This is a genomic window from Nocardia sp. NPDC003726 (genome assembly GCF_053586955.1).
The window spans coordinates 283,544-309,055 of sequence record NZ_JBSFNF010000004.1 but is presented as its reverse complement, the minus strand read 5'-3'; the positions used below and the strand labels follow the sequence as shown (position 1 = coordinate 309,055).

Below are 25,512 nucleotides of genomic sequence, written 5' to 3'. Positions count from 1 at the left end.
TGTAAAAGCCGCCGTGTCGTCGCATAGAGAAATTCGGCCATAATGTCCGCGTGGAGCGGGTGCAGGATCCGGATATCCGCGATTGGAACTTTCCACGCGGTGTGGCCAGCGTGGCGTTGATGGTCGGCTACGCGGCCGAACACGGCGTGCCCACGGGACGCATGCTGCACGGCACCGCGCTCGGCGAGCAGCAATTGCGCGACCCGGACGTGCAGATCGATGCGCACACCGAACTGGCGGTCATTCGCAACCTCGTCCGCGAACTCGCCGATCGGCCCGCGCTCGGCGTGGAGGTCGGCCGCCGCTACCGGATCACCACCTTCGGCATCTTCGGCTTCGCCTGCGTCAGCAGCCCGACGCTCGGGGAGGCGATCAGCTTCGCGCTGCGCTACCTGGACCTCAGCTTCACCTTCTGCATCCCGGTGGCCGAGTGGGGCGAGCGCGAATTCGTCGCGGTGGTGCACGACGAGTCGGTGCCGATCGACGTGCGCCAATTCCTCGTCGAACGCGACGTCACCGCGATGCACCAGGTGATGAGCGATCTGCTCGGCACCCGCTTGCCGCTGACCAGGGCGGAATTCCGGTTCCCCGACCCCGGCTACGCGGAGCGGATCGCCGAGGTGACCCTCGTGCCGCCGCGTTTCGACATGCCGCACAACCTGTTCGCGATCGAGCCGATGCTGCTGGAACAGCCGTTGCCGCAGGCCAACGAGCAGACCTGGGCGATGTGCCTGGCGCAGTGCCGGGAACTGGTGCACCGCCGAAGGGCGCGTACCGGCATCGCCGCCGAGGTGCGCGAACGCCTCGTGCCGCGCGGGGGAGCGGATGGATTCGCCGCCCCGCCCGGCATCGACGCCGTGGCGAACGATCTCAACATGAGCACCCGCACGCTGCGGCGGCACCTCGACGCGGCCGGCACCAGCTACCGCGCCTTGCTGGACGAAGTACGGCGTGCGCTGGCGGAGGAGATGCTCACCGCCACACCGCTGTCGGTGAGCGACGTCGCCATCCGGCTCGGCTACGCCGAGGCCTCGACGTTCATATTCGCCTTCAAGCGCTGGACCGGTAATACCCCGGCGGCCTATCGCCGCGAACGCGCCGTCCGGCGTTAACTCTCTTCGCCGCGACCGCTCCTGCTGCCGGTGTAGGCCAGCTCGCGGATCTTGCCGATGGCCGCGGGAAACAGCTCCACCTCGGCGGGGTGATTGAGCATCGGATCGAAGTAATCCGTGCGGTACTCGGCGGATTCGGCGGGACGCAGCGTGAGTTCGGCGACCCGCCAGGTGGGCCCGCCGAGGCGGCCCGCGGTGAGTGTGAAGCTGACCAGGTCCTCGTCCAAGTGCGCCTGCATCGCCTCGAGCGACGCGGACGTGGGCTGCACGCTGTCCGGCTCGGCGAAGAACCAGGTGGGCGAGGAGTTGCTGATCCGATAGGGCATCAGGCAGCCGTACCGTGCGCTGGCCCAGCCGCGCGCAGGGGTGATCACGAACCGCCCCAGCGGTCCCCGTCCGGTGGTGGCGAGCGCGAAATCCCAAGGCTGCTCGTCGCGATCGAGCACCCGGAACGCCAAGCCCAGCACATCGGGCAGGCCGTTGGGCAGGCCGATGCCTTTGGACACCCGCGCGATGACCGCGCGGTCGCCGCTGCCGAAAAGCGGCTCGAATTCGGGCTCGGCGTGCAGACGACCGGCCAGGTGCAGGCCCGACGGGTGGAATACCCGCGCATGCCGGATCCTGGCTCCGGCCGCGAACGCGTTCTTCACCACTGCGGCTGGTAGATCGACCATGGCGAATCCTCCCGGGTAGGCGTCGTGTGCCTCCCGATTGCCCCCGCTCGGGCCGGGTAAACGCCGTCAGGCCGGTTGCACGCCGATTCGGCCGCCCATCGGAACCGTCCGGAAATGGCTGGTGAGCCGGTGATCGTCACCGATGACGTGCAGCGCCACCGCCGGGTCGGGCGCGTAGTCCATGACGTGGTCGGGCAGGTCGAGTTCCCACTCGCCGCTGAGCACCGACGCGGTGCTCGGGGCTACCAGCAGCGGGCGTCCCCCGAAGGTCGTCGCCGCGGCGGAGTGCGCGTGGCCGGTGACCACGCCGACGATCCGGTCGTCACCGGCCACCAGATCGGCGAGCCGTTGCGGATCGGCCAGCGAGATCACGTCGACGATCGGGCTGAACAGGTGCGCGGGCGGGTGGTGCAGGGCGAGCAGGATCGGCTTGCCCGCGGGCGCCGCGTCCAGCACGCCACCGAGCCAGTCGTAGGTCTCGTCCGCGAGCTGCCCGCCCGGCTGACCCGGGACGCTCGAATCCAGCAGGGCTACCGTGAGATCGCCGACGCGATGCGCGTGGTTGATCGGGGCGTCGGAGGCGGACTCGCCGAGCAGGGCGGTACGGAAGCCGGCGCGGTCGTCGTGGTTGCCGGGAATCGCGTAGATCGGGATCTCGCTGTCGAAAGCGGCCTTGGCCTCCGCGAACTGCTCGGGTTTGCCGGAGTCGGTGATGTCGCCGGTCACCACGATGGCGTCCGGCCTGCGGCGCAGCCCGGCGATGAAGGCCATCACCCGCCGCACACGCTGGGCGTTGCGGGTGCCGAGATCGAAGTGGGTGTCGCTGACCTGAGCAACCAGGATCATCGGCATTCGCTTTCGCTAGGGGTTCGCTGCATTGCGTCAGATGGGCGCGCGCGTCGCGTCCGCGGCACGTCATCAGGCTAATTGACCTGCGTATTACGCGTCGTCATGACGCTCGCCACCGTGCGGCGGTTGCCCGTCGGGTTGTGGGCGGAGTCACATTGTGTTCTTGCTATCTCTGCTGTCCGGACACCGCGTCGGACAGGCTGCGCAGAGCGCGCAGGAACGCGTCGCGGTCCGGCGCGGGAAGCCGCTCGAGCAGCCGGTTCTCGCCGGCCTGGATCTCGCGCTGGACTCGGTCGCGCAGGGTGCGTCCCGCCGGAGTGAGCGACAGCAGGTTGACCCGCCGGTCCGCGGGGTCGGCTTCGCGCGTGATCAGGCCGCGGCGCTGTAGCTCGTCGAGCACGCCGATGATGCGGGTCTTGTCGGCGCCGATCGCTTTGGCCAGCGCCGCCTGGGTGTAGACGGGTTCCGCGCCGAGGCCGAGGAGTACGGAGTACCCCCACATGGACAGGTCGTGCCGCTCCAGGATGGGCAGTTCGAGGGCCATGAGCGCCCGCCCGAGCGGCACGATCATCGCGGCGAGATCGGGACGGGCGTTCGGCATGGGTCGACGATACTGCTTGGCAAAATCGTAAGCTTGCGCATACGATACGCTTATGCTTACTGATGACTTGAAAGAATTGCGCGACCAGCACGCCCGTTCGGTGTGGTTGAGCGTGGACGCGGTCGCCGGAGTCCGTCCCGACCAGCTGGCCGCCGAAACACCCTGCGCGGGTTGGCGTCTTCGTGACCTGCTGGAACACATGATCGCGCAGAACCACGGCTTCGCCGCCGCCGCGCGCGGGAGCGAGGATCTCGAGGACTGGACCGTGCGCGCGTCCGCCGATCCGGTCGCCGACTATCGCGTATCGGCCGACGACGTGCTCTCCGCCTTCGCCGCCGACGAGGTGTTCGAGCGCTCGCTCGTGCTGCCGGAGGTCCTGCCCGGCCAGGGCATCCCGGCCGTGCGCGTGCTCGGCTTCCACCTCGTCGACAGCGTCGTGCACGCCTGGGACGTCGCGCGATCGATCGGCGCGACCGTCACCCCGGATCCCGACGTGGCCGAAGCCGCGCTGACCATCGCCCTCGCCGTCCCCGACGGTCCGGAACGATCCGCACCCGGCGCGGCCTTCGCCCCGGCACTGTCGCTTCCGGAGCAGGCGCCGACCCTCGACCGCATTCTTCTGCTGCTCGGCCGTTCGCCGAACTGGCCGAACTGATCCGCTCGGACCGTTGCTGTTCCGTGCACATGGGCGCCTGGGATGACTGGGGACGAACCTGGAGCCGCGTCCCTCGGGTCAGTGAGCGCGACGTAGCGGGGATTCCTTTACCCGACGTTCTCGGCTCCGCAGGTGCGAACGCCGCACGGCGCGACAAGAGCCGTGGATAGCCAGTTCGTACCGGGGACGATGCTCGGCCCGGACCGGTTCGCGCGGCGTCCAGTTGGGCGGCGGCCTCGAGGCAACTGCCGCTTTAGGCGATCGCGCTGCTCAGACGCTTGCTGTGCGTCCGGCATGGCCCTTCGAGTGCGGCCGAAGTCTCGGCGGTTCTTCGCGATGGTCGCCGCCAAGCCGATCGGGTAACGCGGTGCCGCTAGTCGAGCGTCCGCAACAGGCCGGCCGCGCGGTCGAGGGCCGCTGGGTCGGCGGACTCGTGCAGCGGCTCCCAGAAGGCCGCGTCGGGTTCGGCGGCCAAAGCCAGTTCCGGCGGGGTGCGCCAAGAAGCGGTGAGGCCGAGACGCCAGGAGTGCAAGTAGGTTCGCGGGTGCGCGCCGGAGCGGTCGAACAGGGGATCGCCGACTATCGGATGGCCGGTCCAGGCCAAGTGGACGCGAATCTGGTGGCGACGGCCGGTCACCGGGCGCAGCGCGAGAACGGTGTGCGAAGGGCCCCGCAGCACCGTCGCGAACCGGGTGAGCGAGGGGTAGTTCTTCGCGGGCAGCAGGTCGGCGTCGTCGACGAACCAGCGGCTCGCCTCCTGGCGAATGCTTTCGCGCGGCGCCGCGATGCGCACCCGGTTCTTCCGTCCCACGCTGAGCGGCAGATCGAACACGCCGGTGTCGGGCAGTCCGGTGGCCGCGACGACGGCAAGATACGCCTTGTCGGCGGTCTGCTTGTTGAACTGCCTGGTCAGTTCGCCGTGCGCGCGCAGCTCCTTCGCGAAGAGGATCAAGCCGGAGGTCACCTTATCGATCCGGTGCACCGGATAGAGCGTTTCTCCGGTGGCCGCCGCCAGCTCGACGAGATCGGTGTCGTGGCGCTCGCCCATGACCGAGATACCGGCGGGTTTGTGCAGGGCCAGAATCGCCGCGTCCTCCTCGACGAGGCAACGCGCGCGTAGCTGTGACCAGTCCTTGTCCACCGGACGAGCCTAGGGCCGACGGCGGCGGCCGGTGGCAGGCGGTCGGGCTACCTGCCGTTGCGGCCGTTGCGGCGCAGCAGGTGCGGACGCAGGCGATTGAAGCCGCGCACCCGGACGCTGCGAAGGTGCTTGATCGAGAACGCCGGGTCGCTGTCGAGTTCGGCGGCGGCGTGATCATCGATCAGGACGGTGCCCGGCCGGGCGACGCCGGTGAGCCGGGAGGCGATGTTCACCACCGAGCCGTACAGATCCCCGAATCGTTGCAGCACCGGGCCGTAAGCGAGAGCGACGCGCAGCTCCGGGGTGCCTCCGACCATCATGGTGGACTCCTGGATGGCCAGCGCGATCCGGGCGGCCTCGGCGGCGCTCTCCGTCGCGAACATGACCTCGTCACCGACGTTCTTGATCACCCATCCGCCGTTCTCGGTGATGGCGGCCGTCGTGGTGGACTCGAACGCCTCCAGCAGCATGGACAGTTCGTCGGGATGCAGATGCCTGGTCAGCCTGGTGTAACCGACCATGTCGGCGAAACCGACGGCCAGTTCGCGCACCGACTCGCCCGCGCTCGTCCCCGGGTCGAGCGACCGCGACAGCGACGCGGCCAGATGCCGCCGCCACGCATAGGTGTTCAGCTGCTCCAGCGTGGCGATGGCGCCCTCGGCGGCGACGCGCGCGGTCTCCGCGGGGTCGGCCCCCGGCTCGGCGCGGGCGATGCGCTCTTCGATCTCCGCGAGCACCAGATCGACCTGCCACTCCGCCAGGCGCGCCATTCCTTGGCCGAGCGTGCGCGCGGTCGCCGCCTGCTGTTTGGCGTCGGCCGAGGACAGCACGTTCAGCTGTTCGAAGTTGCGCACCGCCGTCACATCGGCGTCGGCGTAGTCCACCGCGTCGTCGCCGATGCTCGACGGGAAACCGAGCGCCATCCACAACCGCCGGGTCAGCGCCGTCGTCGCCCCCGACCGCTCGGCGACCTCGGTGCGGTTGTACCGGCGCGCTCCGTCGAGCAGATAGGACTCGACGGCCGCTCGCACCAATTCGGACCTCTCGGTGGGCACCATGATCGGTACCTTACGGGCCGAATCCGGCGCGGCGGCTTCCATTGGGGGAGTTCACATACGGGCCGGGACTTTCACCCGGCGGTCGCCGGGGTGCGTCCGCGGAAGGTGCGGCGCAGATCGTCGACCCACGCGGCGGGGATCTCCCACGGGATGAAGTGACCGCCGCGTTCGTGGACGGTGAGGTTGACGTGGTTGTACCAAGCGCCGCGGTCGCTGTCGACGAACGCCTGTACACGGCGGTCGGTGTCGACGCCGGGCGGGTTCTCGTAGGCGACGAACGTGATGCCGGTCGGCGCCTCGACGGGCGGCTGCCGGTCGTGCGACGGCGTCCAGGGATAGCGATTGTTGTTGGCGTAGGTGCGGATGGACGTGCCGATGGAATTGGTGACCCAGAAGATCATCGCGTGAGTGAGCAGGTCGTCCTTGCCGAAGACCGACTCGATGTCGCCGCCGTTGTCGCTCCATTTCACCCAGCGCTGCAGCAGCCAGGCCAGCACCCCGGCCGGTGAGTCGGACAACCCGTAGGCGAGGGTGCTCGGTTCGAGCATGTGCGCGGTCAAATGCACGGCGAAACGCCGTTCCAGTTCCAGGATCCGGTCGCGCACGGCGGCGGGCAGGCCCTCCGGGATGGGCATGCCGCCGGTGATGTCCCACGCGCGGTCGCCGTTGAAAAGGGTGAGCTTCTGACCGGAGCCGATGTGGATGCCGTACAGCTCCTCGGCGTACTTGTGCCCGAGCTGCCCGGTGACCAGCGCGCCCACGTCGCAGCCCGCCGCGGCGTACTTCGCATGGCCGAGCGTCTCGGTCATCAGGACGTGCCAGAGGTCGGCGACCTTCCAGTAGTTCATGTCCGGGTTGTTCGGCAGTGGCGCGGAGAAACCGAATCCGGGGAAAGACGGGACGATGACGTCGAAGGCGTCGGCCGGGTCGCCGCCGAACGCCGCCGGGTCGGCCAGCGGATCGATCACCTTGGCCCAGTGCCAGAAGGTCCAAGGCCAGCCGTGGGTGAGGATCAGCGGCGTCGGGTCGGGGCCTGCACCCGGCTTCCGCAGGAAATGCACCGGCACACCATCGATGTCGACGAAGTAGTGCTCGTAGGCGTTGAGCGCGGCTTCGGCCGCGCGCCAGTCGTAACCGGTGCGCCAGTACTCGACCAGCTCCTGCAGATAGCCGCGCGACACACCGTAGGACCAGTCCTCGTTGCCCGCGTCGACCGGCCAACGCGTCAACTCCAGGCGTCTGCGCAGGTCCTCGAGCACGTCGTCGGACACGTGGATGGGCGTGGGATCGAGCGGGAACGGCCGTGGTCCGGCTGCGCGCGAAGAGGTCTGCTGGCTCACCGGGCCAGTATGCTCCGCGCGCTACGCGCGGGCCGTCGAGCGCTTCCACGGCATGACGACAGAGGTCATCGCCGCCGGCGGCACGCTCCGCTAGCGTCGGGAGGGCGGATGGACGGCTGAGCGGAGGGGCGTTGTGGGCAAGAGCGGGCGGGCCGGGCGGCCCGAGATCGCCGAGGGCGTGCTCGAGCACGGCATGCCCTACTTCGCCCTCGGCGCGGGCCCGCCGCTGGTCTTCCTGCGGTGGTTCAGTCCCGACCACGCGAATCCGCGTGGTCGGATGCTCGCCTCCGAAGTGAAAGTGCTGCGGCCGTTGGCGCGGAACTTCCGCGTCTACGCGGTCAGCCGCGCGCCCGGCATGGCCGAGGGCACCACGATGGCGCGGATCGCGGCCGAGCACGCGGACGCACTGCGCCGCGAGTTCGGCGAGCCGGTGGACGTGCTCGGCATCTCCTCGGGCGGCTCGGTGGCGCTGCAACTCGCCGCCGACCATCCCGATGTCGTTCGCCGCCTGGTCGTCGCGTCGTCGGGCTGCCGCTTGGATCCGGTCGCCAAAGAAGGGCAGATGCGCTACGCCGAAGCGGTCCGGCACGGCCGCCGGGCCGCGCACCATCTCGCGTCGAGCAGCGTCTCCTCGCCCGTCGCCGCTCGTTTCGCGGCGGCGCTCATGTGGTTGCTCGACCCGTTGGGCCGCCCGCGCGACCCCGCCGACACGTACGCGTTTCTCCGCGCCGAGGACGGGTTCGATCTCACCGACCGTCTCGGCGAGATCCACGCGCCCACTCTCGTCATCGGCGGCGGACGAGACGCCGCCTACAGCCTCGACACCTTCCGCCGCACCGCCGACGGCATCCCCGATTCCCACCTCGTCATCTACCCGGGCGCAGGCCACGTGAGCGCGCTCCGGCACCCGCGCTTCGCCATCGACGTCACCGAGTTCCTCGACCGCCCCGCCTGACGCGCCATCGGTGCGCCTGCGGCCACCGAGACCCGAGCAGGCGCCGGCGCGCGGGAGGTGGATCGCGTCCGGCCGGGTCATGGTTTCGGTGTGGGAGTCCAGTAGCCGCGACGACGAGTGCCGGCCGCCGTGCGGATCGCCGCGTGGAGACGATCGGTCAACTGGGCGGGGGCGGACAGATCGCTCCAGCTCCAGCGCACGACCGCCCAGCCGAGGGCGCGCAGCCGATCCGTACGGACCCGCTCCGCGGTGACCGCACGAGCGGCGGGCAGCGGGCCGCGCGGTGCGGCCGTGCGGTGATCGCTTCCGTCGAACTCGCCGATCACGCCGAGATCGGCAAACAGGAAATCGACGCGGCCGACGCAGACCTCCTCATCGGAGAAGACGCGAGCTCGCACCTCGGGAGCAGGAAGACCCTCCCGGTGCAGCAGGATCCGGCTCAACGACGCCCCGACGCTCCCGCTGCGGCCGTCCAGGAAGTCCAGGGCGAGGGCGGCGCGGCGGCATCCGGGCCTGCGCCGGGCCCTGCGCAGGTGTTCGCGCAGTTCCGCCGTGGTGGTCAGGCCCTGGCGCAGTGCGGAATCCCCTAGGACGACCGATTGGTCGAGCCCCTCCGAGCGGGCGATGTCCAGGACCGTCCGCGCCGGGGTGGTCACGCGGATGTCGTCGACCAGGGTGATCTCGTCGGGTTCCATCCGCGCCGAATGGACCACCACCCGGCGGCTCAGCCTGCCGCCGTTGATCCGGCTCCTGGTCAGATGGACCCGGTCGAGCGGAATGCCCCAAGTCGTCATCCCGTGCAGCACCGCCGCCGAACAGTGGCTGGTGACGGCGGAGTCCGACGTGGACTCCGCGGTGGCCAGTGTCATCAGCAGATGCCTGCCGGTGGCGCCGAGACCGGAGCCCGGCGAGTTCAGGTAGTGCCCGGCGCGCAGCCGCTGCCATTTCCCGGTGCTGCACAGCCGGTGCAGCGTCTTGTCGGACAGACCGGATGCCAGCGCCTGCTGACGCGAGATCAGTTGCGGTGCTTCCATACCGGCAATCGTGATCGACCGGCGACCCCGCGCCGCCCGGCGCGGCGGCGGATGTGCACAACACTCGTGCTGTGGACAACTCCGGAGGGTCAGCCCAGCTGGGTCATGCCCGCCGCGACCACGCGAGCCACGTTCAGCACTTCGTCGGCGGTGGGCAGCGGCACGCCGTCGAGCGCGTGCAGCCGATCGGTGCTGGCGATCGCGAACATCGCCGAGACCCAGGCCGCGGCGCACGCGCGCAGGGTTCCCGGCCGGACCGGGCCGGGGGCGCTGGCCTGCAGCACCTTGGCGGTCACCTCCAGCATCTGGTCGCGCAGGCGCCGCAGTTGCCGCCGCACGTCGGGATGGGTGTCGGCCTCCCGCCACAGGATCACCCGCAGCACCGACGAGCGGTGATCGCGCAGGTTCAGCGCGGCGTCGAGATTGACCAGGCTCGTCGCCGGATCGCCCGGGGCCACCACGGTGCCGATGTCATCGATCGGCTGCGCGGGCACCCGCTCGGACATCAAGGCCGACAGGATCGAGTCCTTGGTCGGAAAGTAATAGAAGACGAGTCCTTTGGGGACGCCCGCCGCGGCGGCGATGGCCGCCGTCGCGGTGGCGTCGTATCCCTGTGCCGCGAAGAGTTCCTCCGCGGCGTCGAGGATCAGCTGCCGGGCGTCGCCGTCGGCTTTCGCGCTGCGGCGCCGCTCGGCGCGCCGGGCGCCCGGCCGCTGCATCAGTGATGGGGCGCCATGTCGTGCAGCCGCCCCGACACCGTCGGCAGCGCCGCCACCGCGACCACCGCCGTCACGACTCCGACCACCCATGCGGTCCAGGATGCGCTGCGGTACTCGGTGAAGTCCATGACCCACGGCGAGAGGAACAGCAGTACGCCGCACAGGCCCATCACGTAGTCCGCCGCCGCCATCTCGGGGCGGGACATCTGGGCCAGACCGGTCAAGGCGATGAGCACGCCGAGCACGATCAGCGACCACATGGCGTTGTCGTTGTGGTCCACCCACAGCGGGGACAGTGCGGCGAAGGCTCCGAGCGCGACGGCCAAGAGATCCTGCGCGCGGCTCTCGGTGAACATGTGTACCTCCTCAGGCTGTGCGTATGTCCTGACCTCGGTCTAGTCCTGATTGACCGCCCGATCAACATCGAAACGGACACGGTTGCGCGACAGTTGGCCGGTCGTTCGACGTGATGGTCCTCACAGGGGAATGAACCAAGCACCAGTTAGGGTGAGCTTCGTCGCCCCGCCGATTCCGCGGAATCGGCGGCCGGGTTCCAGCGAAGGGATGGCCGCATGACCGCGCCGATCGTGATCGTCGGAGCAGGCCTCGCCGGCCTGCGCACCGCGGAGGAATTGCGCCGTGCGGGTTATGCCGGTGAACTCGTGCTGGTCGGTGACGAGTCGCGGTTGCCATACGACCGGCCGCCGCTGTCGAAGCAGTTCGTGCGCGGCGAGACCGACGACACCACCCTGCGCCCGAGCGAGTTCTACACCGAGAAGCAGATCGATCTGCGCCTGAACACCGAAGCGGTCGGGGTCGACACCGGGACGCGCCGCGTTCGCCTCGCCGACGGCACGACGCTCGACTACGACCAGCTGATCATCGCCACCGGTCTGCGCCCGCGCCGCCTGCCCGGGCTGCCCGCCTTGCGCGGCGTGCACGTGCTGCGCGGTCATTCCGACGCCGTCGCCCTGCGCGCCGATCTGAGCGGCGCCAGGACGGCGCTCGTCGTCGGCGCGGGTTTCATCGGTTGTGAACTCGCCGCGAGTTTCCGGGCTGCGGGAGTGGATGTCGTGCTGGTCGAACCGCAGGCGACGCCGCTTGCCTCGGTACTCGGCGAAGCGGTGGGTGAACTGGTGGCGCGGATGCACCGCGCGGAAGGGGTGGATCTGCGCTGCGGCATCGGCGTGGACACCCTGCTCGGCGACGACGCGGGGCGGGTGCGCGGCGCGCGGCTGTCCGACGGTACCGAGATCGCCGCCGACCTCGTCGTGATCGGAGTCGGCTCGCGGCCGGTGACCGAATGGCTGAGCGATTCCGGGATCGACTTGGCCGACCCGTCGGCCGGTGGCGGTGTGCTCGCCGACGAGGTGGGCCGGACCTCCGCCGCCGGCGTGTGGGCGGTCGGCGACGTGGCGGCCTGGTTGCACGAGGCCGGATCGCGCAAGCGCGTCGAACACTGGACCAACGCCGGTGAACAGGCCAAATTGGTCGCGTGCGCGCTACTGGGCGCGCAACCGCCGACGGCGGCGCGCGTCCCGTACTTCTGGAGCGACCAGTACGACGTCAAGATCCAGGCGCTCGGCACCCCAGGCCCGTCCGACGAGGTGCGCATCGCCTCCGACGACGGCCGCAAATTCCTCGCCTACTACTCCCGGGGCGGCAACCTCACCGGCGTCGTCGGCGCGGGAATGACGGCCCAGGTGATGAAGGCCCGCGCCAAGATCGCGGCCGGGGCTCCGGTCACCGAGTTGCTCGCACCCAGCTGAGCCCGCGCCGGTGGCGACACCGGACGGGCGGAGGCGGCGAGCGTCGAACCGCGCCGAGCTGTTGACCGGGGTCGATGGCCTGCGATCTAAGGGGTAGCCGGTATCGCGCGCTCCACGATCGTGCGCACCAGTTCGGCGGCCCGCTGCTCGTCGAAAATTCCCGGCAGAGTGAGTCTTTCCAGGATGAGCCAGTTCAGGGCGAGATAGAGCAGTACCACGGCGTCCTCGTCGCCGGGCAGTTGCGACCCCTGATAGTTGGCGATATTGAAGTCCAGATCCGCGCGCACCCGCTCGGTGAGCAGTGCCTGCAATTCGGGGCGCCGGGTGGCCTCCAGCCGCAGTTCGAGGATCGCGAGATAGCCGGTCCGGAAGTGGAAGACCCGGTCGACGACCTCGGTCATGAGTTCGATCATGCTCTCGCGTGTCTGCGGTCCGCGTGATCTCGCCATGGTTTCGTCGCTGGGGATCAGCCGCTCGTAGTAGCGGTTGCCGACCTGGACGAGCAGCGCGTCCCGGTTGGGGAAGTAATTGGACGCGGTTCCGGCGGGCACGCCCGCCTCCTGATCAACCGCGCGGAAGGTCAGTCCTCGTGCCCCTTCGCGGGCCAGGACCTCGATCGATGCATCCAGCAGAGCTTGTCTGCGTTCCGGATTCGTGCGCACCACTTGACACCACTCCATGTGTAGTACTACGGTTCAAATCACTTCGTTCAGAGTACTACACGCTAGGCGGTTAAGTTGCGAAAGCTTGTCTACTACGTTGGCGTCTCCCTCGACGGCTACATCGCGGGGCCGCAGGGCGAATTCGACTTCTATCCGGTGTGCGACGACATGATGGCGTGGATCAACGAGCGGTATCCGGAGACGGTGCCGACGCCCCTCCGCGAATCCGTCGGCTTGCCCATCGACACGCCGAACAAGGTCTTCGACACCCTGGTGATGGGCCGCGGGACCTACGAACCGGGCCTCGCGATCGGCGCCACCAGCCCGTACAACCATCTGAAGCAGTACGTCTTCTCCAGCACCCTCGCACCGGTGGACAACCCGCAGGTGGAGATCGTCGACACCGATCCGGTCGAACTGGTCCGGCAACTGAAGAAGGAAGCGGGCCTGGACATCTGGCTCTGCGGCGGCGGCAAGCTGGCCGGTCAGCTCCTCGGCGAGGTCGATGGGCTGATCATCAAGAGCTACCCGGTGATCGCTGGTGCCGGCGTCCGGGCGTTCACCGGCGATTTCCAGCCGACGCAATTCACGGTCACCCAGCGCCGAGAGTTCAGTAACGGCGCGCAGGTCACCTGGTTCGACCGCGCCTGATCCCGCCGGATCGTCCGGCATCTGCTTCACCAGCTTTTCGAAAGGCGGCACCCATATGCGAAAGCAACGCAGCACCTTCCCGGCCCAGAACAACCAGCAGCGCTTCGCGCCTCGCCCGGCGCATCCGCGAGCGGTGACCAACGCCAAGAGCGGGTGGCCCCGGCACGGCAGGTACGGGGCGCGGTAGTCCGAGTGACGACCTGGGTGCCCGAAGGATCGTTGGCCGCGGCTCGGCCGGAATGGGAGTTGACATGCATACCGACGTGATCATTGTGGGCGCAGGCCCGACCGGCCTGATGCTGGCCGCCGAGCTGCGCCTGGCCGGAGTGCGGCCGCTGGTGCTGGAGCGGCAGTCGCGGCCGCGCGACACCCCGAAGGCCGGTGGTCTCGGCGGGCAGATCCTGGAGCTGTTGCGCTACCGGGGCTTGCTGGATCGGTTCGAGGCGGCCTGCACCGATCCGATCCCCGCTCCGCGGTTCCCCTTCGGCGGTGTGCACGTGGACCTCACCCAGCTTCCCGACTCCCCGCTGCACGCCTTGCCGCTGCCGCAACAGCGGCTGGAGCGACTGCTCGGCGAACGCGCACGCGAGCTCGGCGTCGACATCCGGCGCGGACATCAGGTGCTGGACCTGCGGCAGGACGCCGACGCGGTCACCGCGGAGGTCGGCGGTCCGGACGGGCCGTACCGGGTCACCGCCCGCTATCTGGTCGGCTGCGACGGCGCGCGCAGCCGGGTTCGCGACCTGGCCGGGATTCCGTTTCCCGGCACCGTCTATCCGGAGGTGAACCGACTGGCCCAGATCACCGTGCCGGATCTGGTGACGCGGCTCGACGACGGCGGCCTCGAGGTTCCCGGATTCGGCGCCATCCGCGCGGGCTTCACACGGACGGACCGCGGTCTGTTCGGGATGGGTGCATCGCCCGCGTCGGAGGTGCTGTCGGTCTACACGATCGAGGACGAGGCCGTCGAATACGACGACGACGTGCCGATGACCGTGGCCGAGCTGCGGGACAGCATCCGTCGCGTGCTCGGCGCGGATCTGCCGGTGGCCGACACGCTCCGGCTGTCGCGCTTCACCTTCAAGGCCCGCCAGGCCGACCGCTATCGCGCCGGCCGGATCCTGCTCGCCGGTGACGCGGCCCATCTGTTCCCCGCCACGGGTGTGGCACTCAACGCCGGAATGCTCGACGCGGTCAACCTGGCCTGGAAGCTGGCCGCCGAGGTCCAGGGTTGGGCGCCCGGCGGCCTGCTGGACACCTATGACGAGGAACGTCGTTTCGCCGGAGCGCGCACCATGCTGCACACCCAGGCGCAGGTCGCGCTGCGGCGTGGGCACGACCCGGCCGCCGAAGCGCTGCGGGAGGTCTTCCAGGAACTGCTCACCGACGAACAGCCGCTGCGGCGGATGGGAGCCCTCATCGCGGGCGCCGATATCCGCTACCCGCTGCCCAACTCCGACAACCATCCCTTGACCGGCGCCTTCGCGCCCGACCTCACCCTGCGCACCGACGACGGCACGACCAGTGTCGCCGAACTCCTGCATGCCGCACGGCCCGTCCTGCTCGATCTCGCCGACCGCGCGGACCTGCGCGATGCCGCCCGGGACCGGCGGCACCGCGTGGACATCCGCACCGCGAAAGTGGAGAACCGCACGGCCGACGCCCTGCTGATCCGCCCGGACGGCCACATCGCCTGGGCCGCGAGCGTCGACGAGCCCGCCGACACCGCCGAGCGCGGTCTGCGCGCGGCGCTGTCGTTCTGGTTCGGCGCACCTGCGTCAGGCGCGATCCCGGCTGACGGCTGACGCCCTCCTGTTCGGCGTCAGTCGGCGGCCCTGCTGTCGTACTCCGTTACCGAGCGGGTACGGCGGTTCGGCCGGTTTCTCGCGCCAGAGGCGGCCTGGTTCGCACACCCGCGGCAGCGGCGATCCTGACCGGCGGCTGACGCTCCTGCCGCCCCCGTTCGGCGTCAGTCGGCGGCCCTGCTGTCGTACTCCCTCATCGAACGAGTGCGGCGGTTCGGCCGGTTTCCCCGCGCCGAGGCGGCTGTCGCCGGGGCCGTGCTCGGCATGCGGGGCTGTCGCAGGGCTGTAATACGGTGGTGCGGTGATCGTCGCGCTCATCGACTCGGGTCTGGGGTTGCTGCCCACTGCCGCTTGGTTGCGCAAGTTGCGGCCCGATGTGGATCTGCTGCTGCAGTTGGACCCGGATGGCGCACCATGGGGGCCGAAGCCGGAGGAATGGGTGGTCGAGCGGGTGGTGAACGCCGCGCGGACGTCCCTCCGGTCGGGCGCGGAGGTGATCGTCCTTCCGTGCAACACCGCCAGCGTGACGGCGCTGGAGCATGTGCGGGCGGACGTCGGACCGGACGTGCCGGTGATCGGCACCGTGCCCGCGATCAAGCCCGCGGCGGCCGTGTGCCGGTCGGTGGCGGTGTGGGCCACCGCGGCCACCACTGCGAGCCGGTACCAAGCCGATCTGATCGCGAAATTCGGCGGTGACGCCGACGTGGTGGGGGTGGCGTGTCACGGGTTGGCCGATGCGATCGACCGGGGCGATCTGGCCGCCGCCGACGAGGCGATCGCGGGCGCGGCGCAGCGCACTCCGCCCGGCGTGGAAGGGGTGGTGCTCGGCTGCACGCACTATCCCCTGGTGACCGACTCGATCGTGGCCGCGCTGCCCACCGGCGTCCGGCTGTTCGACAGCGCCCAAGCCGTTGCGGCGCAGACCATCCGGCGCATCGATGCGCTGGGCCGCCCGAGCACCGGCAACGGCGAGATCCGAGTGCTGAACAGCGGACGCCCCGGTGCGCTGCCCGCCAGCGCGGCCGCTTTCGAGTCCGGCCGCGTGCTGGGTGCGCAAGGGTGAACCACTGTCCGGCACCGCGTCCGCCGTGCTGACGACCGGCGCCACCGCGTGCGGTGCGGACTTCGCCGAAGGCGCGGCGCGGAGGGAGGGAACAGGAGCATGGCTCGATGACCGACTCGGTGACCGCGGCCGACGTGCGCGCGGCGCTGCGGGAACTGGCCGACCCGGCCGACGCGGCGAACCTGCGGCGATTCTTCAAGACCGGGCCAGGTGAGTACGGCGAGGGCGAGGTGTTCCTCGGGGTCCGGGTTCCGGCGAGCCGCCGGGTCGCCAAGCGTTTCGCTGCGCTTCCGCTCGAGGAGATCGATCGGCTGCTCGACAGCGACGTGCACGAGGATCGGTTCGCCGCGCTGGTCATCTTGAACGCGCGATTCGCCGCGGCGTCCAGGCCGCGCTCCTTCGACGACGCCGCGCGCGCCGCCATGGTGCGGCTGTATCTGGCGGCCGTGCGCCGGGGCCGGGTGAACAACTGGGATCTCGTGGACGTGTCGGCGGAGCACATCGTCGGCCCGTGGCTGCTGGACAAACCGCGTGATCTGCTGTTCGAGCTGGCGGAATCACAGTCGCTGTGGGAGCGGAGGGTGGCACTGCTGTCCACCTTCGCCTTCATCAAGGCCGGTGACGCCTCGACCACCTTCGCGCTGGGCGAACTGCTGCTCGGCGACCGGCACGATCTGATCCAGAAGGCGCTGGGCTGGATGCTGCGCGAAGTCGGCAAGCGCGTCGACCGCGACCTGCTGACCGGATTCCTCGACCGGCACGCCGCCGCCATGGGACGCACCGCGTTGAGCTATGCGACCGAGCATCTGCCGCAGGAACTCCGCGCGGAATACCGCGCGCGATAGGCCGCCGCAATGGATCGGCAAATCCCGCTATCGCGGCAGAACGCGATAGTGCGTTCGAACTACCGGCGCGCTCAGAACTGGATCTTCAGGTGGTCGGTCACCGGATGCGCCTGGCAGCCGAGGATATAGCCGTTCTCGATATCCTCCGGGTCGAGGATTTCGGCGTTGTCCATTTCGACCTTGCCCTCGAGTACCGTGCACGCGCACGAACCGCATTCGCCTTCCTGGCAGGAATAGGGCACGTCCAGTCCCTTGGCCAGCATGATGTCCACCAGTGTCTGCTTGCGGGGCCAGGTCAATTCGTGCACTTCGCCGTCGAGTTCGACCTCGACGGTCGCCGCGTCGGCCGCCTCCTCCGCGGAGATCTCGACCGGCGCCTGGTCGGCGAACGGGTCGCCGGCCAGCGAGTTGAACACCTCGGCGTGCGTGCGGCTGCGCGGCACGCCCAGTTGCGCGAGCGCGTCGTGCACCCGGTCCATGAACGGCTTCGGCCCGCACATGAACGCGTCGTAGCCGCGGTACGGGGCGACCAGGGTGGCCAGCGCGTCGGCCGTCGGCAGGCCCTGCAGGTACTCGAGCCAGTGGATCACGGTGAGCCGCTGCGGGTGCTTTTCCGCCAGATCGCGCAGCTCGCCTGCGAAGATCACGGACTCGTGGTCGCGGTTGGCGTAGACCAGCACGATGCGGCCGGTGCCGCGGGCCAGCGCCGACTTGAGGATGGACATGACCGGCGTGATGCCGCTGCCCGCGCCGAACAACAGCAGGTCGTCGTCGAGGTCGGCCGGGGTGAAGACGCCCGAGGGCGGCAGCACCTCGATCCGGTCGCCCTCTTTCACGTTGTCGCACACCCAGTTGGACCCGTAGCCGCCGTCGGTCCGCTTGACGGTCACCTTCGGGCGGTCGTCGGTGTAGGGCGAGCTGGCCAGGGAGTAGCAGCGCGCCACCGAGCCGGTCCGGTCGCTGGGAATGCGCAGGGTCAGGAACTGTCCCGGCTGGTAGCGGAACTTCTCGGCCAGCTCGTCGGGAACGTCGAAGACCAGTGAGCGGGTGTCGGCCGTCTCGGCGATGACCGCGGACACCCGCAGCACGACCGAGCGCGAGCCGTGGGGAACCTCGACAGTGGTCATGTCGTCCTCTCGAACCTGGCACGGGCATCCCGCGACGCCAAAACTAGAACGTGTTTCAGTTTCATCGTACGTCGGTGGCCGCCTGGCGGACAAGCTGGGCCTCCAGACCGGCGATCAGCACCTCCATGCCGAAGTCGTAGGAGTAGCGTCCGCGCAGGTCGCCGATGTACCGGGTGGCCCGCTCGACCACCGGTGGCAGCGTGACGTCGGCCGGTGCGGAGCGGTCGCGGGGGTTCACCCGGCTGCGGCCGAACAGGTAGGTGTGGATGGTGGCGTAGGCGGCGAGGATGTTGCGATCGCCGAACCCCGCTTCGTCGAGGATGTCCATGATCGCGGCGATCAGGTCCAGCTGTTTGCCCAGCATCTGCTCGATCAGGATGTCGCCGAGGCCGGGATACTTGCGCAGCTTCTCGTCGATCTGGTCGACCAGATCGCGCAACCGGTGCTGCCAGGAGCCGGATTCCGCTGGTGGCGTGCGCACTCCGGTGAGTGCCGCGCTGGCGACCAGGTCGAGCAGCTCGCGCTTGTCGGCGACGTAGTAGTAGGGCGCCATGGGGGAGACGCCGAGTTCGCGCGACAGTCGCCGCATCGATAGTTTCTCCACGCCGTCCTCGCGTACCACCCGCAGCGCGGCCTCGACGATCTCGGACTCCGACAGTGTGCCGTTCGTGGTGCTCGCGGGCCCTCCGTGGTTACGCAAGGCGCTTCCGCCTCCGAGCCCGTCGCGCGCACGACCGTGTGCCGCCGCCCCCGTTCGCCTGCATTCGTCCGACTCCCATGCCACCTCTACCGCTGCGGGCGTGCCGCCCGTCACGTTCTGTTCAGCTGCTTGCCACCCGCAGTCTAGAGCGCCGTGCGCCGGCCTCGTCGCCGCCTGTTCCGCTCGGCTCCCGGACGCGGCGGCCTCTCGCCCGGCGCGCGGCGGCCGGTGCCTCCCCGCTCGCCGGAACTATGACTGAAACCTGTTCTTTTGTCAGTTCATGACGTTATTGTGTGAGCACGGACTGCGCCGTGCAGTTCGCACACGGATCGTCCTCGCGGAGGTAGCCATGCCGGAATACGGGTCCACCGGACACGCAGACACCGACAACACCGGACGGATGGAGGCCGCCGCGCGGTCGGCCGAAGAGGCCCCGCTGGTCGAGGAGAGCCTCATCGAAGAGGTGTCCATCGACGGCATGTGCGGCGTCTACTGACGGGCGGTCGACGACGATGCTCGATCTCGAGACCCGCTGGCAGCTGCATCCGAGAGTGGCGCTGCGTCCGGAGCCGTTCGGCGCGCTGCTCTACCACTTCGGCACGCGCAAGCTCTCCTTCCTGAAGAGTCCGCGGATCGTCGAGATCGTCCGGTCGCTGCCGGAGCACGCGTCGGCCCGCGCGGCCCTGCGCGCGGCGGGCGTGGCGGACGCGAGCGCGGCGGCTTACGCCAAAGCGCTGACACAGCTCGCCGAATCCGACATGATCATCGGTGCGCCGGCCGGCGCACCGACGGCGTCCTCCGTCGCGAGCGCGGCCACGGCGCCGCCGTCGACGGCGGGGGTGGTCCCGCCGTCGGACGCGGCGGTCCGCCTGGTGGACCGCTTCGAGTCCGGTCTCGCCGCGCCGATCTGCCTGACCTGGGAACTCACCTACGCCTGCAACCTGTCCTGCGTGCACTGCCTGTCGTCCTCGGGGCGCCGTGACCCGCGCGAGCTGAGTACCGAGCAGTGCAAGGCGCTGATCGATGAGTTCGAGCGCATGCAGGTGTTCTACGTGAACATCGGCGGCGGCGAGCCCACGGTGCGCCCGGACTTCTGGGAACTGGTCGACTACGCGACCGCGCATCACGTGGGCGTGAAGTTCTCCACCAACGGGGTCAGGATCACTCCCGAGATCGCGGCCCGGCTCGCGGCCAGCGACTACGTCGACGTGCAGGTGTCGCTGGACGGCGCCGACGCCGAGGTCAACGACGCCGTGCGCGGCCCCGGCTCCTACGCCATGGCCATTCGCGCGCTGGAGAACCTCGCCGCGGCGGGGTTCAGGGACGCGAAGCTGTCGGTGGTGGCGACCAGGCACAACATCGCTCAGCTCGACCAGTTCCGCGCCATCGCCGAAAGGTACGGCGCCACCTTGCGTCTGACCAGGTTGCGGCCGTCGGGCCGGGGCGCGGACGTGTGGGACGAGCTGCACCCGACGCCCGACCAGCAGCGCGTCCTCTACGACTGGTTGCTGCGCAATGGCGATGGCGTGCTCACCGGCGACTCGTTCTTCCACCTGTCGGCGTTCGGTCAGGCGCTGCCCGGCCTGAACATGTGCGGCGCGGGCCGGGTGGTCTGCCTGGTCGACCCGGTGGGTGACGTCTATGCGTGCCCGTTCGCCATTCACGACCGGTTCCGCGCCGGAAACGTGGTGAGCGACAGCGGTTTCGAGGCCGTGTGGCGATCCTCGGAACTGTTCGGGGAACTGCGCGAGCCCAGCGGCGGCGGCGCGTGCGCGTCGTGCAGTCATTACGACGCCTGCCGGGGCGGTTGCATGGCGGCGAAGTTCTTCACCGGGCTGCCCGCCGACGGGCCGGATCCGGAGTGCGTCCAGGGCTACGGCGAGGCGGCGTTGGCCGACACGGCGCGGATGATCCCGCGTTCGTCGGTCGACCATTCCCGCCGGGTCACGCCGCGCGCGGGTGGGCGCAGGAGCGGGCCGGTCCCGTTGACGCTCAGTGCGACGCGCCCGGCCGGATTCACGCCGGAACGCCGTCCCGCCCGGGCCTGCGACGAGAGCCCGCTGGCCTGAGGCCGTGAAGTTTGCTGAAAGTATGCTCCAGTACGGGGATTGGCTATCGTCCGGTTGTGGACCGGGCGATAGCCGTCACGTTGCCGGATGCTGGGAAGTGGGTGCGGGCGAACCCTCGGCATCGGGTGCGGCGCGCGGCCGTTCCGGTGGCGGGCCGGTTTCGCCCGAAATTCCGCCGTTTTTTCCGGACTGTTGATGTCTGCTCGCGAAAGTCCGCCTAGCATGCCAGGAATGCGCCATGATCGCCTGCCCGACGGATTCGGGGTGCGGATCGATCCTCGGGTACGCGCATACTCCGGCGGGCGGGTTCTGATCGGCGGTTCGCCGGCCAGGTTGCTGCGACTTGCCCCGGAGGCCGCCGAGATGATCGGCGACGGGTACCTCGAGGTGACCGGTCCCAAGTCCGCCGTCGTAGCCAGACGGCTGCTCGACTCCGGAGTGGCCAACCCCCGCCCCCGGCTGCTGCCTTCGCCGGAGGACGTCACCGTCATCGTGCCGCTGCACAACAACGCCGAAGGGCTGGCACGGCTGCTGTCGGCGTTGCGCGGGCACAACGTCATCGTGGTCGACGACGGGTCCGACCAGCCGGTCCGGATACCGCGTAACCGCGGCACCCGCTGCCGGGTGACCGTGCTGCGGCACGACCGCAAACAGGGCCCCGCGGCCGCGCGCAATGCCGGCTTACGGGCGGCGACCACCGACTTCGTCGCGTTCCTCGATTCCGACGTGGTGCCGCGCAGCGGGTGGCTGGAAGTGATGCTCGGCCACTTCAGCGACCCGGGGGTGGCGCTGGTCGCCCCGCGGATCGTCGCGCTGGACCCGGAGTCCAACGCGCTGGCGCGTTACGAGCACACCCGCTCCTCGCTGGACCTGGGCAGGCGGGAGGCGGCGGTGCACTCGCGCGGGCTGGTGTCCTACGTGCCGAGCGCGGCGCTGCTGGCCCGGCGCAGGGCGCTGCTGGAGCAGGGCGGCTTCGACGAGTCGATGCACGTCGCCGAGGACGTCGACCTGTGCTGGCGGCTGGAGCGCGCGGGCTGGCGGCTGCGCTACGAGCCCGCGGCGCACGTGGCCCACGACCACCGGGTGTCCTTCCGCGCGTGGTTCGGCCGCAAGCTGTTCTACGGCACCGGCGCGGCGCCGCTGGGCGAGCGGCACGCGGGAACGGTCTCGCCGCTGTCGGTGCCGTCCTGGACGGTGCTGGCCGCGTTCCTGTTCGCCACGCTCACCAAGTGGGGCCTGGTCGGCGGCATCGTCACGCTGATCACCGCGCTGGCCCGGTTGCGCCGCGTCTTCGCCGGGTTGGACAACCCGACCCGGATCGCCGCGATCTACCTGGCGCGGGGCTTCTTCGCCGGACTGTGGCGGCTGGCCTCGGCGATGTGCAGGCACTACTGGCCGATCACGCTGCTGGCGATGGTCTTCTCCGGGCGCGTGCGGCGCATCGCCATCACCATGGCCGTCGCCGACGGCCTGGCCGACTGGTTCACCCACCGCGACTCGGGCGGGCTGGACCCGGTGCGCTACGCGGTCTACAAGCGCCTCGATGACATCGCCTACGGCACCGGCCTGTGGCTGGGTGCGTTCCGCGCGCGCAGCGTGGAAGCGCTGAAACCGACCACACCATCCCACTGATCGACCCGATCGCCCGCGATGACCTGGATCTTGCCCGCACCCTCGCCGCGCCGCTTCCCGGCGACGCGGACCGCGACGAGATACTGAGACGGGAGTCCGAATGGCCGACACGCTCATCGTCGGGGGCGGTACCGCCGGGTGTGTCCTGGCGGAGCGGTTGAGCGCCGATCCGGCGCACACGGTGCGGCTGCTCGAGGCGGGGCGATTGTGGACCAGCCGCGACGCGATGCCCGCCGAACTGCTCGCCGCCGCGGCGCTGCCGATCGGTCCGGAGGCGGAATGGCTGTGGCGGTACGAGGTGGTCCTCGCCGACGACCCGCCGGTGCCGGCAACCATCGTGCGCGGCAAGGTGATCGGCGGCTCGGGGGCGGTCAACGGCGGGTACTTCGTCCGCGCCACGGTGGCGGATTTCGAAGCATGGAGCCGGGCGCTCGGCGGCTCGGACGCCTGGTCGTTCGACGCCGTGCTTCCGTTCTATTGCCGGATCGAACGCGACCTCGACTTCGGCGCGCAGCCCTGGCACGGCGATCGCGGCCCGATCCCCGTGGTGCGCGGCTCGGCTCCAGCGCCGGTGAGCGCGGCGTTCGAGCAGGCCTGCCGCGCGGCCGGATTCGCCGAGATACCCGACCTCAATGCGCCCGGCAGCGGTGAGGGAGTAGGCGCGGTGCCGTGCAATTGCGATGAGGGGAGGCGGATCGGTCCTTCGATCGGCTATCTGCTGCCCGCGCTGGCCCGCCCGAACCTGAGCGTCGCCGGGGGAACGCTGGTCACGCGCGTCCGCTTCGACGGAACCAGGGCGGTCGGCGTGGAGTACGTCCGCGACGGCGAGAGCGGCGTCGAGTGGGCCGACCGCATCGTGCTGTGCGCGGGCGCGATCGAGTCGGCCACGCTGCTGCTGCGCTCCGGCATCGGCGACCCGGAACAGTCGCGCTCCCTCGGCATCCCGGTCGTGCACGCCGCTCCGGTCGGCGCCTGGCTCAGCGACCATCCGGAAGTGGGCATCTCCTACCTGCTGAACGTGGCCCAACCGCCGACCGTCCCGCTGGAGACGGTGCTCGAAGTCGACGATGTCGAAATCCGGCCGTACGCCGTGTCGTTCACGCCCGGGGTGCACCGGCTCGGCGTCACCCTGATGCGTCCGCGATCCTCCGGGGTGCTGCGCTTGCGGTCGGCCGACCCCGCCGCCGCCCCGCTGATCGACTATCGCTACTTGAGCGCCGAAGCGGACCGCGCCCGATTACGCGACGCGGTGGCGACCGCCGGCGGGCTGCTGCGACGAATGAACGCGCGGCCGGTCGATCCGATTCCGCGACCGGCGGATCTGGACGGCTGGTTACGCGCGAATCTCGCCACCTCGCAACATTTGTCCGGCACCTGTCGAATGGGCCGGGAAAACGATGCGGCGGCCGTGGTGGACGAGCGGTGCCGGGTGCACGGAGTTACCGGGTTGTCCGTGGTGGATCTGTCCGTGGTCCCGGTGCCACTCGGTCGTGGTCCGCAGGCTACGACCATGATGATCGCGGAAAAAGCGGCCGCACACCTGTCGGCATGAAGTGAAAGACGGTTCGGTCACAATGTTCGGGGATGCGCACCGGGTGTGACCTGGCGGACAAAGCCCAACATCGGTCGTTGCCGCTTCGAATGCGCCGGTACAGTTTGGGGCGGGAAAGAAAGGCAAATGGTCAGCAACATCGCAGGTGGGCGACCCCCACGGCCGGGCGTCGAGCCGGGCGCCCAACTCGGTGCGCTCGAAGTCTACGCCGCGAAGGCGCACGGATATCTCGGCGCGGGTGGCGATCAACTTGCCCGCCTCGCCGGTCTGCTGCGTCCCGCCGTGCTGGAGTCCTGGCTGCGCAGTCTGCGCGGTGGAATCGACCCGATGGACGCGGTCGACGGCCGCGGTCTGCGCGGCGCCGACCTGCAGCGCTATTTCCAGGCGCATCCGATGGCCGCGCTCATGCCGCTGATCGACAAACTGCTCGTACAAGACACGGCCAGAACGGGTCTGATCGTCGTGGTGGCCGATCAGTTCGGCCGGGTGCTGTCCGTGCACGGCGGCGCCGAGCAGGTCGCGGCCGCCGCGGAGATCGGCCTGCGCGCCGGTGACGACCTGAGCGAACGCCGCATCGGGACGAACGCGGTCGGCCTGGTGGTGCGCACCGGGCGCGCCGCGTGGATCCACGGCCCGGAGCACTTCCTGCACCGGATGCATCAGATCACCGGAGCGGCGGCGCCGGTGCACGATCCGGACGGCAGGCTGGTGGGGGTGCTGATGATCGCAGGCGGTGTCCGCGTGGCGAAACCGGAGATCCTCGCCTTGGTCAAAGCCACCGCGACGGCCGCGGAGATGGACCTGCTGCTCACCGCGATGCGCTCCGGCGAGCGTCGCGCGGACGGTGGCGGCAGGCGCGACCCGGCGCAGCCGCACCCGGCCGGCCGGCTCGCGCTCGACGTGCTCGGTCTCGGGCAGCCGCAACTGAGCGTCGCGGAGGACCGGGTGCCCCTGTCGCAGCGGCATGCCGAGATCCTGCTGCTGCTGGCCGAACATCCGGAGGGGCTCGGCGCCGATCATCTCGCGCTGCTGCTCGACGACACCGATCTGGACAACGGCACCATCCGCGCGGCCGTGTCCCGGTTGCGTGCGGTGGTCGGACCGGCCGTGTTCGATTCGCGCCCCTACCGTTTGCGTGTTCCGGTCGCAACCGATGTGGAGGCGTTGCGCGCCGCGCTCGACTCCGGTGATGTCGATTCCGCATTACGTCTCCATGCCGGGCCGGTGCTGCCGCGCTCGACCGCGCCGGGCATCATCGACATTCGCGACGAATTGCGGGTCAGATTGCGCACCGCGGTACTGGCTTCGGGCGACGCCGCGGTGCTGCGCCGGTGGACCGCGTGCCCTGAGGGTCGCGACGACGCCGCGGCATGGGCCGCCTACCGCGCCACGGTCGATCGCGACTCGCCGCTGTACGCGCAGATCGAGGCCAAGATCCGGGTGCTGGACCGCCGTCTCGGCGCCGATGCAACGCGAATGCAACGTTTCGGCTCATAATC

General features: G+C 69.9%; 26 protein-coding genes and 1 pseudogene. 15 read left to right on the top strand and 12 right to left on the bottom strand.

Going from position 1 to position 25,512, the window contains the following annotated elements:
* The first annotated feature begins 50 nt into the window (after window positions 1-50).
* Complete coding sequence (locus ACWDMM_RS07795) at window positions 51-1,112, top strand: AraC family transcriptional regulator (RefSeq protein WP_323124135.1); 1,062 nt, start codon at window positions 51-53, stop codon at window positions 1,110-1,112.
* On the opposite strand, the gene ACWDMM_RS07790 is transcribed toward ACWDMM_RS07795, so the two are convergent.
* From ACWDMM_RS07790 to ACWDMM_RS07780, 3 genes are all read right to left on the bottom strand, one after another.
* Window positions 1,109-1,786: a phosphodiesterase gene (locus tag ACWDMM_RS07790; protein WP_195078266.1), complete on the bottom strand. Its 678-nt coding sequence runs from the start codon at window positions 1,784-1,786 to the stop codon at window positions 1,109-1,111. The genes ACWDMM_RS07795 and ACWDMM_RS07790 overlap by 4 nt on opposite strands.
* Before the next feature lie 66 nt (window positions 1,787-1,852).
* On the bottom strand, window positions 1,853-2,638 hold the full coding sequence (locus tag ACWDMM_RS07785; RefSeq protein WP_323124136.1) for a metallophosphoesterase: 786 nt from the start codon (window positions 2,636-2,638) through the stop codon (window positions 1,853-1,855).
* A 163-nt stretch (window positions 2,639-2,801) separates the two neighbouring features.
* Window positions 2,802-3,236 carry a MarR family winged helix-turn-helix transcriptional regulator gene (locus ACWDMM_RS07780; protein WP_195078267.1) on the bottom strand — a complete coding sequence of 145 codons (435 nt, stop codon included), beginning with the start codon at window positions 3,234-3,236 and terminating at the stop codon, window positions 2,802-2,804.
* A gap of 52 nt (window positions 3,237-3,288) precedes the next feature.
* On the opposite strand from ACWDMM_RS07780, the gene ACWDMM_RS07775 reads away from it, so the two are divergent.
* Complete coding sequence (locus ACWDMM_RS07775) at window positions 3,289-3,891, top strand: TIGR03086 family metal-binding protein (protein WP_357206522.1); 603 nt, start codon at window positions 3,289-3,291, stop codon at window positions 3,889-3,891.
* A 373-nt stretch (window positions 3,892-4,264) separates the two neighbouring features.
* Here ACWDMM_RS07775 and ACWDMM_RS07770 read toward each other — a convergent pair whose 3' ends face one another.
* The 3 genes from ACWDMM_RS07770 to ACWDMM_RS07760 form a co-directional block, all read right to left on the bottom strand.
* Complete coding sequence (locus ACWDMM_RS07770; RefSeq protein ID WP_195078269.1) at window positions 4,265-5,032, bottom strand: RluA family pseudouridine synthase; 768 nt, start codon at window positions 5,030-5,032, stop codon at window positions 4,265-4,267.
* Between the two features lie 47 nt (window positions 5,033-5,079).
* Window positions 5,080-6,090 carry an adenylate/guanylate cyclase domain-containing protein gene (locus ACWDMM_RS07765; RefSeq protein WP_195078270.1) on the bottom strand — a complete coding sequence of 337 codons (1,011 nt, stop codon included), beginning with the start codon at window positions 6,088-6,090 and terminating at the stop codon, window positions 5,080-5,082.
* A gap of 71 nt (window positions 6,091-6,161) precedes the next feature.
* Window positions 6,162-7,430, bottom strand: a complete 1,269-nt coding sequence (locus ACWDMM_RS07760) for an epoxide hydrolase family protein (protein WP_449936594.1) — start codon at window positions 7,428-7,430, stop codon at window positions 6,162-6,164.
* Between the two features lie 133 nt (window positions 7,431-7,563).
* Here ACWDMM_RS07760 and ACWDMM_RS07755 point away from each other — a divergent pair, with 133 nt between their 5' ends.
* Entirely contained in the window at window positions 7,564-8,385 is an 822-nt protein-coding gene (locus tag ACWDMM_RS07755) for an alpha/beta fold hydrolase (RefSeq protein WP_323124137.1), read from the top strand.
* A 77-nt stretch (window positions 8,386-8,462) separates the two neighbouring features.
* Here ACWDMM_RS07755 and ACWDMM_RS07750 read toward each other — a convergent pair whose 3' ends face one another.
* The 3 genes from ACWDMM_RS07750 to ACWDMM_RS07740 form a co-directional block, all read right to left on the bottom strand.
* Window positions 8,463-9,419, bottom strand: coding sequence for a type IV toxin-antitoxin system AbiEi family antitoxin domain-containing protein (locus ACWDMM_RS07750; RefSeq protein WP_195078272.1), 957 nt, complete (start codon window positions 9,417-9,419; stop codon window positions 8,463-8,465).
* A gap of 89 nt (window positions 9,420-9,508) precedes the next feature.
* The gene (locus tag ACWDMM_RS07745) at window positions 9,509-10,138 is read right to left on the bottom strand and encodes a TetR/AcrR family transcriptional regulator (protein WP_195078273.1); all 630 of its coding nucleotides are present in this window, start codon (window positions 10,136-10,138) and stop codon (window positions 9,509-9,511) included.
* Window positions 10,138-10,494 carry an SPW repeat domain-containing protein gene (locus tag ACWDMM_RS07740; RefSeq protein ID WP_449936589.1) on the bottom strand — a complete coding sequence of 119 codons (357 nt, stop codon included), beginning with the start codon at window positions 10,492-10,494 and terminating at the stop codon, window positions 10,138-10,140. The genes ACWDMM_RS07745 and ACWDMM_RS07740 overlap by 1 nt, the downstream gene beginning before the upstream one ends.
* 216 nt (window positions 10,495-10,710) lie before the next feature.
* Here ACWDMM_RS07740 and ACWDMM_RS07735 point away from each other — a divergent pair, with 216 nt between their 5' ends.
* The gene (locus ACWDMM_RS07735; protein WP_449936586.1) at window positions 10,711-11,907 is read left to right on the top strand and encodes an NAD(P)/FAD-dependent oxidoreductase; all 1,197 of its coding nucleotides are present in this window, start codon (window positions 10,711-10,713) and stop codon (window positions 11,905-11,907) included.
* Window positions 11,908-11,993: 86 nt separating this feature from the next.
* On the opposite strand, the gene ACWDMM_RS07730 is transcribed toward ACWDMM_RS07735, so the two are convergent.
* On the bottom strand, window positions 11,994-12,572 hold the full coding sequence (locus tag ACWDMM_RS07730) for a TetR/AcrR family transcriptional regulator (protein ID WP_357104056.1): 579 nt from the start codon (window positions 12,570-12,572) through the stop codon (window positions 11,994-11,996).
* A 72-nt stretch (window positions 12,573-12,644) separates the two neighbouring features.
* On the opposite strand from ACWDMM_RS07730, the gene ACWDMM_RS07725 reads away from it, so the two are divergent.
* From ACWDMM_RS07725 to ACWDMM_RS07705, 5 genes are all read left to right on the top strand, one after another.
* A complete protein-coding gene (locus ACWDMM_RS07725) occupies window positions 12,645-13,220 on the top strand; it encodes a dihydrofolate reductase family protein (protein ID WP_357104053.1) in 576 nt (191 codons plus the stop codon).
* Window positions 13,221-13,275: 55 nt separating this feature from the next.
* Complete coding sequence (locus ACWDMM_RS07720) at window positions 13,276-13,407, top strand: hypothetical protein (RefSeq protein WP_357462310.1); 132 nt, start codon at window positions 13,276-13,278, stop codon at window positions 13,405-13,407.
* Between the two features lie 64 nt (window positions 13,408-13,471).
* Entirely contained in the window at window positions 13,472-15,025 is a 1,554-nt protein-coding gene (locus ACWDMM_RS07715; RefSeq protein ID WP_449936580.1) for an FAD-dependent monooxygenase, read from the top strand.
* A gap of 301 nt (window positions 15,026-15,326) precedes the next feature.
* Window positions 15,327-16,088, top strand: a complete 762-nt coding sequence (locus ACWDMM_RS07710; protein ID WP_195078277.1) for a glutamate racemase — start codon at window positions 15,327-15,329, stop codon at window positions 16,086-16,088.
* Window positions 16,089-16,195: 107 nt separating this feature from the next.
* The gene (locus ACWDMM_RS07705) at window positions 16,196-16,933 is read left to right on the top strand and encodes a DNA alkylation repair protein (protein WP_195078278.1); all 738 of its coding nucleotides are present in this window, start codon (window positions 16,196-16,198) and stop codon (window positions 16,931-16,933) included.
* Window positions 16,934-17,004: 71 nt separating this feature from the next.
* On the opposite strand, the gene ACWDMM_RS07700 is transcribed toward ACWDMM_RS07705, so the two are convergent.
* Entirely contained in the window at window positions 17,005-18,060 is a 1,056-nt protein-coding gene (locus ACWDMM_RS07700; protein WP_195078279.1) for a 2Fe-2S iron-sulfur cluster-binding protein, read from the bottom strand.
* A 61-nt stretch (window positions 18,061-18,121) separates the two neighbouring features.
* Window positions 18,122-18,760, bottom strand: a complete 639-nt coding sequence (mftR2, locus tag ACWDMM_RS07695) for a mycofactocin system transcriptional regulator MftR2 (protein ID WP_195078280.1) — start codon at window positions 18,758-18,760, stop codon at window positions 18,122-18,124.
* Between the two features lie 400 nt (window positions 18,761-19,160).
* Here mftR2 and mftA point away from each other — a divergent pair, with 400 nt between their 5' ends.
* From mftA to ACWDMM_RS07665, 6 genes and pseudogenes are all read left to right on the top strand, one after another.
* A complete protein-coding gene (gene mftA, locus ACWDMM_RS07690; protein ID WP_157111451.1) occupies window positions 19,161-19,256 on the top strand; it encodes a mycofactocin precursor MftA in 96 nt (31 codons plus the stop codon).
* 16 nt (window positions 19,257-19,272) lie between these two features.
* Window positions 19,273-19,467, top strand: a pseudogene (mftB, locus tag ACWDMM_RS07685) (mycofactocin biosynthesis chaperone MftB); the annotation flags it as partial.
* A 51-nt stretch (window positions 19,468-19,518) separates the two neighbouring features.
* Window positions 19,519-20,829 carry a mycofactocin radical SAM maturase gene (gene mftC / locus ACWDMM_RS07680; protein ID WP_449936665.1) on the top strand — a complete coding sequence of 437 codons (1,311 nt, stop codon included), beginning with the start codon at window positions 19,519-19,521 and terminating at the stop codon, window positions 20,827-20,829.
* A 231-nt stretch (window positions 20,830-21,060) separates the two neighbouring features.
* On the top strand, window positions 21,061-22,461 hold the full coding sequence (mftF, locus tag ACWDMM_RS07675; RefSeq protein ID WP_195078282.1) for a mycofactocin biosynthesis glycosyltransferase MftF: 1,401 nt from the start codon (window positions 21,061-21,063) through the stop codon (window positions 22,459-22,461).
* A 100-nt stretch (window positions 22,462-22,561) separates the two neighbouring features.
* Complete coding sequence (gene mftG, locus ACWDMM_RS07670) at window positions 22,562-24,013, top strand: mycofactocin dehydrogenase MftG (RefSeq protein WP_195078283.1); 1,452 nt, start codon at window positions 22,562-22,564, stop codon at window positions 24,011-24,013.
* Window positions 24,014-24,139: 126 nt separating this feature from the next.
* Window positions 24,140-25,510 carry a GAF domain-containing protein gene (locus ACWDMM_RS07665; protein WP_195078284.1) on the top strand — a complete coding sequence of 457 codons (1,371 nt, stop codon included), beginning with the start codon at window positions 24,140-24,142 and terminating at the stop codon, window positions 25,508-25,510.
* Window positions 25,511-25,512: the final 2 nt, after the last annotated feature.